Here is an 8,860-nt window from a genome sequence, read left to right as displayed (position 1 = left end):
CGTCCGGCGTGGCGCCCGGCGCGATAATCCCGCCGGCATCGGCGACATAGCCGGTCTTGACCGTGCCGACGCCGAGCTGGCCATAAAGCTTCATCGCATCGTCGAGCTGCGCCTCATAGACCGCGATATTGCCGCCGGTCTCGTGGTGGCCGATCAGCTGGACACCCTTTTTGCGCGCATAGTCGGTCACCGCCTTCAGGTCGAAATCGGGGGTCGCCTGGGTGAAGCTGAACGCGTCGCCATGGCCGAACCAATTGCCGTTCCAGCCCTTGTTCCAGCCCTCGACGAGCACGCCACCGAAACCGTGCTTCGCGGCGAAGTCGATATATTGCTTCGTGCGTTCGGTGGTCGCGCCGTGCTTCGGCCCCTCGGCCCAGCTCCAGTCGCCGCGGATCATCCCCCACCAGATGCCGATATATTTCATCGGCTTGAACCAGCTGACATCGCCCAGCTTGTTCGGTTCGTTGAGGTTGAGTTCGAGGTCGCTTTCGACCAGCCCCGCCGCATTGTCGGCAATGCGGATCGTGCGCCACGGCGTCGCGAATGGCAGGTCGCGCAGGACGCGCGCGCCCTTCGACGACGGCGACAGCGTGGCGCGGAACTTCTGTCCCTCGGCGCGCTTGAACCACATGCCGGCATAGTCGACGAGCGCGGCTTCGTGGAACGCGAGATGCGTCCCGTCGTCGAGGCGCATGGTGATCGGCGTGTGCGCGGTTGCGACCGCATCGATCGGCGTTTTCTGGTAGATTTGCTCGTAACGGTTCCACTCGCCGCCGGTGATCCACCAAGCGGTGCCCTTCGGCGCGATGTCGAATTCGGTGATTTCGTCGACGATCTTCGCGGTCCCCAGCCCCGCCTGTTCGGGCAGTTCGTAGCGGAAGCCGATGCCGTCGTCGAACAGGCGGAAACGCACGTTCATCGCATGGCCGCCCCAGCTCTCGTTCTGGCGGAAGCGGACGAGCAGTTCATTGTGCCGGTCGCGGACGAAGCGGCGCTCGCCCCATGGCTGTTCCCAGCGCGTGTCGCCGCTCGCGCGCTCGACGCTTTCGATCGCAAAGCCGCGTTGCAGCCCGATGCGGTCGGCGAGGATGAAGCCGAGCTTCGACGGCGCGATCAGCAGCTTGCCCTTGCGTGACAGCGACCAGGTGGGCCGCTGGTCATTGTCGGTCGAAACGGTGAGGATGATGGCGCCATCGGGCGACGATGCCGTCTGCTCGGGCCGCGCGTCCTGCGCGAAGGCGGGCGCCGCTGCCGCGGCGAGCAACGGGAGGGCGGCGAACAGGCTACGCATCAATTTTTTCCTTCGAGTTTCAACCAGAGAGCGCCGCACGGCGGTAAATGCGCCGGATCGGCGCCGTTCAACGCGGTGATCGGTATGCCGTCCGCGCCATGGGCCGCGACATCGATCGTCCCGCCGCCGAGGTTGAAGAGGCAGCGAACATGCTCGCCGTCTGCGATCCGATCGAAGACGAGCAGGTCGCCCTCGGCGATCCACCGCGCGTCGCGGCCGAGCCGCAGTGCCGGGTGCGCGGCGCGCAGCGCGACCAGGTGGCGCGTCAAATTGAGCAGCGAAGCGGGATCGTCCTGTTGCCGGTCGACCGCGAGCGCGCCGTGCGTCGAGCCAAGCGGCAACCACGGATCGGCGCTCGAAAAGCCCGCATGGGTTTCACTCTCCGCCCATGGCAGCGGCGTGCGCGCGCCGTCGCGCGACAGCGTCAGCGGCCAGTTTTTGAGCGCCTCGGGATCCTTCACCAGCTCGAACGGGATTTCGACCTGATCGAGCCCCAGTTCCTCGCCGTTATAAATGATGATATTGCCGCGCAGCGCGCAGAGCAGCGCCATCTTCATCCGTACATAGGCCGCCGGATCGACGCCTTCGAGCGTCCAGCGCGACACCGCGCGCGGCGCGTCGTGGTTCTCGAACGCCCAGCTCGGCCAGCCGATTCCGGGCGCATCGGGCCATTGTTCGGCCGCCTCGCGCACTAGCTGCGGCGTCAGCCGCTCGGCATAGAGGAAGTCGAAACCATAGGCGCTGTTCAGCCGGCGCTCGCCCGCAGTGAACAGCTTCATCTCGCGCACCGCATCGTCGCCGCCGACTTCGGCAACGGTGAAACTGCCCGGATATTGATCGGTCAGCGCACGGATACGCTCAAGGAAAAGCGGAATGTCAGGGTGCGACTGGTTATGGATTTTCTGCTGGAAATCGAACGGCCGGGTGCGGATCTTGTTCGACGGCGGCGCGGGCGGATTGTCGCGCAGTTCAGGGTCGTGCATCGAGAAGTTGATCGCATCGATGCGAAACCCGTCGACGCCGCGGTCGAGCCAGAAGCGCACGACGCCGAGCAGCGCGTCCTGCACCTCCGGGTTATGGACGTTGAGCTGCGGCTGCGAGCCCAGGAAATTATGCATATAATATTGGCCGCGCCGCGCGTCCCACGTCCACGCCGGGCCGCCGAACACCGACTGCCAGTTGGTCGGCGGCGACCCGTCGGGCTTCGCGTCGGCCCAGACATACCAGTCGGCCTTGTCATTGTCCTTGCTGGCGCGGCTCTCCGCGAACCAGGCGTGACGATCGGAGGTGTGCGCGAAGACGAGGTCGGTGGTGACCTTCAGCCCCAGCGCATGCGCGCGCGCCACCAGCGCGTCGAAATCGGCGAGCGTGCCGAAGATCGGGTCGACGCCCTCATAATCGGCGATGTCATATCCGAAATCGTCCATTGGCGAGGGGTAGAAGGGCGACAGCCAGATCGCATCGACGCCGAGCGATGCGACATAGTCGAGCCGCGCAGTGATGCCGGCGAGGTCGCCGATGCCGTCGCCGTTCGAATCGGCAAAGCTGCGCGGATAGATTTGATAGATCGCCGCGCCTTTCCACCAGGGGTGCTGCGACTGGCGAGCGGACGATGGCAGGGGAGAGAGTTTGTTCATTGGGCTTTGCAGATCACATATCCGAGCGGCGGCAGTTTGATGGCGAGTTGCCCCGGCGCGGCGGACCTCGCCGGGCAGTCACCGTAAAGCGCCGTATAGCTGTTCTTTAAGGGATCGACGGCGACATTCGCGCTCAGCGGCGTGTTCGAGGTGTTGAACGCGAGCAGGATTTCCTGCCCCGAAGCCGCGTCGATGCGCGACACCGCGAACAGCCCAGGCTTTTCGGCATAGCTGCGGATCAACTGCCGCCCACGGCGCAGCGCGACATGATCCTGCCGCAGCTTCGCGAGCCGGGCGAAGGCGCGGTAGAGCGGATGGTCCGCGTCGAAATTGCTCTCGGCGGTCGTCGCGTCGGTGCCGATCAACTCATTGTCGTTATAGATCGCGACCTTCGACGCGAACATATCCTCGCGCGCGTCCTGGTCGCCGCCGTCGCCGGTGAAGCCCTGCTCGTCGCCCGAATAGAGGACGGGAACGCCGCGCAGTGTCAGCAGCAGTGCATGCGCGAGCTCGACGCGGCGCAACATTTCCGTGTCGTCGGCGTGCGGGAAGGCCTTGCGCGCGAAATGGGCGAAGCGGCCGAAATCATGGTTGCCGGTAAAGGTCGGCAGCTGGAGCGCGACCGCGTCGTCGCCATAGAGCGGGTCGGCCGAGAACAGTTTTTCCAGCCAGTCGGGCGCCTTGGTTCCCCCCACGACATCGCGAACCGCCGCGAAGAAGGGAAAATCGAGGCTGGCGGGCAGCCCGGCAACGCGGGTTCCCTGCGCGGTGATCGTCGGGTCCATCTCGCCCGTCGCATATTCGCCGAAGATGTGGAAGTTGGGGATGCCGTTCTTCGCCGCGCGCTCGAGCATCGCGGGGGCGAAGGCGCGCCAGAATTCGGGATTGACATGCTTGGCGGTATCGATGCGGAAACCGTCGACCTTGTAGCGATCGATCCAGCCGCCATAGATGTCGATGAAGCCCTGAATGACGCGCGGGTTTTCGGTCATCAGATCGTCGAGCCCGACGAAGTCCCCCATCGTCGAACTTTCGCCGGTGAAGGTCGAATTGCCGCGGTTGTGGTAATAGATCGGGTCATTGAGCCACGCCGGAACCTTGATGTCCTTCTCGTGCGGCGCGACCTTGACCGTATAGGCGAAATTCGGGTCGGTCAGGCGAGCGAAATTGCCCGGCGACGGCGCGGCGTCGCCCGCGAAATCCTGGTTGATCGCGCCGCCATCGGCGGCGCGGCGCGAATAGGGATAGTCGGCGCGGCTGCGATAGGGGCAGTCATAGCCCTTGCATTCGGCCATCTCGATCACATCGGCGGTATGGTTGATGAGAATGTCCATATAGACTTTCATGCCCTTCGCGTGCGCCGCATCGACCAGCGCCTTGAAATCCGCGTTGGTGCCGAGATGCGGGTCGACCGCCGTGAAGTCGGTCACCCAATAGCCGTGATAGCCGGCGCTCTCCTGTCCCTTCGGCCCCTGCACCACCTTGTTCTTGAACACCGGCGACAGCCAGACCGTGGTCGCGCCGAGCGACTGGATATAATCGAGCCGCCGGATCACGCCTTTCAGGTCGCCGCCGTGGAAAAAGCCCTTGTGCGCCGGATCGAAGCCGGTCGCGAGCCGGTCGCCTTCGAGCCCGCCCCTGTCGTTGCCGGGGTCGCCATTCTCGAACCGGTCGGGCAGCAGGAAATAGACGATCTCGTCCTCGGGCGGGCGCTGGCGGTAATCGGCGGCGGGTGCGGCGCCCGACAGGCTCAGCGCGATGATCGATGCGAACAGGCTCATGCGGGCACTCCTGTCGCGCAATGCTGCGCGATAAATTCTTCGTGGCGGGGCAGTTGCGCCGCGGTGCGCGCAACGATGGTTTCGATGTCGGCGAAAAAGCCAGCCAATTCGTCGTGCGTGAGCTGGTCGGCCATCGGATGATAGCTGCCCGGCATGATATTCTGCCCGGTCAGCACCTGAAACCAGCCGATTTCGACGAACAATTCCTCGCCCTCGCGAACGATCTGGCCATGGCTTTTGAACAGCTCGATCTTTCGCGCCAGCGTTTCGGGAATGCCCATCTCGCGGCAGCGGATCCAGAAGGGCGCGTCGGTGCGCTGGTTGGCGTGATAGTGGAGAATGACGAAGTCGCGGATGCGTTCGTAATCGAAGCGGACGCGCTGGTTATAGGCGTCGATATTGGCGGCATCGAAATCGCGGCCCGGAAAATGGGCGAGCAGCTTGGCGATGCCGTTCTGGATCAGATGGATGCTCGTCGATTCGAGCGGTTCGAGGAAGCCCGAGGCGAGGCCGAGCGCGATAACGTTGCCATTCCACGCCTGTTTGCGCATCCCGGTGCGGAAGCGGAGCGTTCGCGGTTCGGCGAGCGGGCGGCCTTCGACATTCGCCAGCAGGATCGCGGTCGCCTCGTCCTCGCCGATGAAGTCGCTGCAAAAGACGTGGCCGTTGCCGGTGCGGTGCTGGAGCGGGATGCGCCATTGCCACCCGGCCTTATGCGCGATCGCCTGCGTATAGGGCCGCGCCGGGCCGGCGTTTTCGCTCGGCACCGCGATGGCGCGGTCGCAGGGCAGCCAGTGCGTCCAATCCTCGAAGCCGGTTTCGAGCGCCTCTTCGATCAGCAGCGCGCGAAAGCCCGAGCAGTCGATGAAAAGCTCGCCTTCGATCGCCGTGTCATTTTCCAGCACGACGGCCTCGATATGCCCGCTTTCGCCGTTCCGGCGGACGCTGGCGATCTTGCCTTCGGTCCGCTCGACGCCCGCCTGCTCGGCAATCCTGCGAAGATAAGCGGCATAGAGGGCGGCGTCGAAATGGAAGGCATAGGCGATGCCGTCGAGGCTGGTGTTCGGAATTTGCGGCAGCCGCGCGAAACAGTTCCCCCGCGCCGCCGTTTCGTTCAGCGAATAATCGCCGAGGCGCCCAGCGACGCCTTCCTGTCGGCCGCGGAGCCAATATTGCTGGAACGGCAGCATGCCTAGGCTGCGCCCGATCTGTCCGAAGGCGTGCATATAGGCATCGCCGAGCCGGCCCCAGTCGCGAAACTCGATGCCGAGCTTGAACGTCCCGCGCGTTTCGCGAATGAATTCATTCTCGTCGATACCGACCAGCGCGTTGAACAGGCGGATCGCCGGGATCGTCGCCTCGCCGACGCCGACGGTGCCGATCTCCTCGCTTTCGACGATCCGGATCGACAGATGGTCCATCGTGCGCGACAGCGCCGCGGCGGCCATCCAGTCTGCGGTTCCGCCCCCGACGATCACCACCTTCGTGATGCGGTTCTCACCCACGCTGCCCATTCCTCTCTTCCGGAAGCGGGCCGGACTTTCCGGCCGGCCCGCCCATCCCGTCAGAATTTGTAGGTGATACCGGCCATGAAATTGCGACCATAATTCTGATAGTCGCGGATTTGGCGCGGATCATTGTTGTAATAGGTGACGAAGGGCTCGTTCGTCAGGTTCGACGCCTGAAGCAATATGCCCAGCCCCTCGAGCGCGCCGCTTTGGAACGTATAGCCGATCTGCGCATCGACGACCATTTCGCTCTTCGCCGTCACCAGGTCGCGCTTCAGGCTGAGACCCGACACCTCGGCAAGGAATTTCGAGCGATAGCGGCCCGAAATGCGCGCCTGGAAGCCCGCCTTCTCGAAATAGGCGGTTCCGTTCACGACCCAGCGCGACAAGCCCGGCATGGCGATCGGATCGGCGCTGCCTTCGCGGACGCGGCTCTTGGTATAAGAGCCGCTCGCCAGCACGCCGAACCCGTCGAGCGCCTGGGTGAAGGTCGCAAAGGGCAGCGAGAGCGCGGCTTCGGCGCCATAGACACGCCCGCCATTTCCGTTGCGCCACTGTTTGGCGATGCCCTGATAGGTCGCGACCGATCCGCCGTCCGGAACCTCGAAGCCCGAGAAGTCGAACGGATCCTCCTGGCGATAAATATAATTTTCGAGATACTTGTAGAAGCCGCCCATCGACACATAGGCGCCCTGGCCGAAATATTTCTCGAACGCGATATCAACCGTGTCGGCCATCAGCGGCCGCAGCTTCGCATTGCCCAGATCGAGCGACCAGGGCGACGCGTCGATGTCGGTCTGGTCGCGCTTCGACGCGTCGAAATTGACCCCGCCGCCGGGCTTCAGCTGATCCATGCGCGCCCGTGCGAGCATCCGCGCCGCACCGAAGCGCAGGAATGTGTTGTCGGCAAATTCGACCGTCAGATTCAGGCTGGGCAGGAAGTCGGTATAGGTTGCCCCGTCGGTCACCGGCGTCGATTGCACCTGTCCACCGACGACCTGCGCATAGAAGCTCGATGCCGTCTGGTCGCTATGGACGATCTGGAGGCCGACATTGCCGCGAATGGGGGTGCTGCCCGTGTCGGCGTCGAAATTGGCCTGGACGAAGCCCGTCAGCACCTTTTCGCGGACGTTATAGTCGTTGAAGATGCGCCCCGGAGTCCAGCCGGCCTCGTCGGTGAGCGTATAATTGCCGTCATTGTAATAGCGCCAGCTGTCGAACGCGACCATGCCGGGAATGCCGATGAAGTCGAGCGACACCGGATCGTAGAGATAATCGGCGGGCACTGCGGTATTGGCCGGATAATCGTTGCTGGTCAGCACGAAGCCGCGGTCGTCGAGGCTCTTTTCGCGATCCGAGTAATTGGCGCCGACGCGAATGCTACTGAGCACGCCGTCCAGTTCCTGGGTCGCCTGCAAACGCAGCGATTTCAGCTCGTCCTTGATCTTCGGCGTGTTGACGAAGCCATCCTGACAATTAAGCACCGCGCCGCCGCAGTTGTTCCATCCCTGCGGATCGGTAATGACGAACAGATTGGGATCGGCATAGTCGAGCGAGGGATCGAACAGGATGCCACCCTTCGGCCGCAACTCGAAACCCAGCGCGGTTTCGCGCGCGCCGACGCCCGGCCCGCGCCCGGTGCCGAGATAGATTTCCAGATTTTCCTCGGTCTTCTTGAGCCGCGAATAGCCGAGGTCGAGTTCGAGCGTCAGCCGGTCGTTGGGCTTGAACTGGCTGTTCCAGCCGCCCGCGATGATCGTCGAGGTGCGGTGGACGACGTCGTTGCGCATCACCGCTTCGGTGCCCGACCAGGTGCCCGACGTCACCAGCCCGTCCTCGATCGTGAAATCAGTCAGCGTCGAATTGCCCCACGCCAGCGGGAATTCGATCCCGCGCAGGCGCTGCTCGTCCTTGAACCGCGACCAATAGGCATCGATCGTGGTGTGGAATCTGTCGCTCGGCTCCCATTCGACGACCGCCATCACGCCGTCGCGCTTCAGCTCGTTCGACTTCACATAGGGCTTGGCGCCGCCGATCAGGAAGGCGGTGTTCGTCCCGTCGGTGAGCTCCGGATAGCCCCAGGCGTTGAACCGTTCTTCGGCGGTCGGCGACTGCATCCGCGCATAGCCGATCGCCCAGCCGAGCGTGCCGTCGGCATTCTGGTCGATGTAGGAGATGTTGGCGCGATAGCCCTTGTTCGAAATATCGGGGTTGAGCTTGCCGAGATCGTTGATCTCGAAGCGCGCGCCGGCCGCGATCGTGCGCTTGCCATAAGCGAGCGGACGCACCGTCCGCATGTCGATCGTGCCGCCGAGCGCCTGCCCGATCAGCGAGGCGTCTGGGGTCTTGTAGACGACGGCGCCGTTCAGCAGTTCGGAGGGATATTGATCGAGCTCGACGCCGCGGTTGTTGCCCGCCGAAACCTGTTCGCGGCCGTTGAGCAGCGTGGTGGTGAAGTCGGGGGCGAGACCGCGGATCGACACGACATTGGCGCGGCCGTCGAGGCGCTGCGTCGCGAGGCCCGGCAGGCGCGACAGCGATTCGGCGATCGACAGGTCGGGCAGCTTGCCGATGTCTTCGGCCGAAATCACTTCGACGATCGAGGTGTTGGCCTTCTTCGCCTGCACCGAATTGTTGATCGCG

The 8,860-nt window shown here is 64.1% G+C and carries 5 protein-coding genes; all 5 read right to left on the bottom strand.

The features are described from left to right. On the bottom strand, positions 1 to 1,291 hold a 1,291-nt coding region (locus VJ811_RS18735), incomplete at its 3' end, for a glycoside hydrolase family 97 N-terminal domain-containing protein (RefSeq protein ID WP_324075197.1). Further along, a complete protein-coding gene (locus VJ811_RS18730; protein WP_324075195.1) occupies positions 1,291 to 2,928 on the bottom strand; it encodes an alpha-amylase family glycosyl hydrolase in 1,638 nt (545 codons plus the stop codon). The genes VJ811_RS18730 and VJ811_RS18735, both read right to left, overlap by 1 nt. Beyond that, complete coding sequence (locus tag VJ811_RS18725; protein ID WP_324075193.1) at positions 2,925 to 4,709, bottom strand: alpha-amylase family glycosyl hydrolase; 1,785 nt, start codon at positions 4,707 to 4,709, stop codon at positions 2,925 to 2,927. The genes VJ811_RS18730 and VJ811_RS18725 overlap by 4 nt, the downstream gene beginning before the upstream one ends. Beyond that, the gene (locus VJ811_RS18720; RefSeq protein ID WP_414711978.1) at positions 4,706 to 6,223 is read right to left on the bottom strand and encodes a tryptophan halogenase family protein; all 1,518 of its coding nucleotides are present in this window, start codon (positions 6,221 to 6,223) and stop codon (positions 4,706 to 4,708) included. The genes VJ811_RS18725 and VJ811_RS18720 overlap by 4 nt, the downstream gene beginning before the upstream one ends. A 50-nt stretch (positions 6,224 to 6,273) precedes the next feature. Then, positions 6,274 to 8,860 (bottom strand): TonB-dependent receptor (locus VJ811_RS18715; protein ID WP_324075189.1); only part of this gene is annotated, 2,587 nt, incomplete at its 5' end.

The sequence above is a fragment of the Sphingopyxis sp. genome (assembly GCF_035250425.1).
Taxonomy (GTDB): domain Bacteria; phylum Pseudomonadota; class Alphaproteobacteria; order Sphingomonadales; family Sphingomonadaceae; genus Sphingopyxis.
This window is presented reverse-complemented; position numbering and strand designations above follow the sequence as displayed.

What these genes read in the sequence shown, in the direction of transcription:
- VJ811_RS18730 (WP_324075195.1), bottom strand. Translation starts at nt 2,928, where the DNA reads ATGAACAAACTCTCTCCCCTGCCATCGTCCGCTCGCCAGTCGCAGCAC.
- VJ811_RS18725 (WP_324075193.1), bottom strand. Translation starts at nt 4,709, where the DNA reads ATGAGCCTGTTCGCATCGATCATCGCGCTGAGCCTGTCGGGCGCCGCA.
- VJ811_RS18720 (WP_414711978.1), bottom strand. Translation starts at nt 6,223, where the DNA reads ATGGGCAGCGTGGGTGAGAACCGCATCACGAAGGTGGTGATCGTCGGG.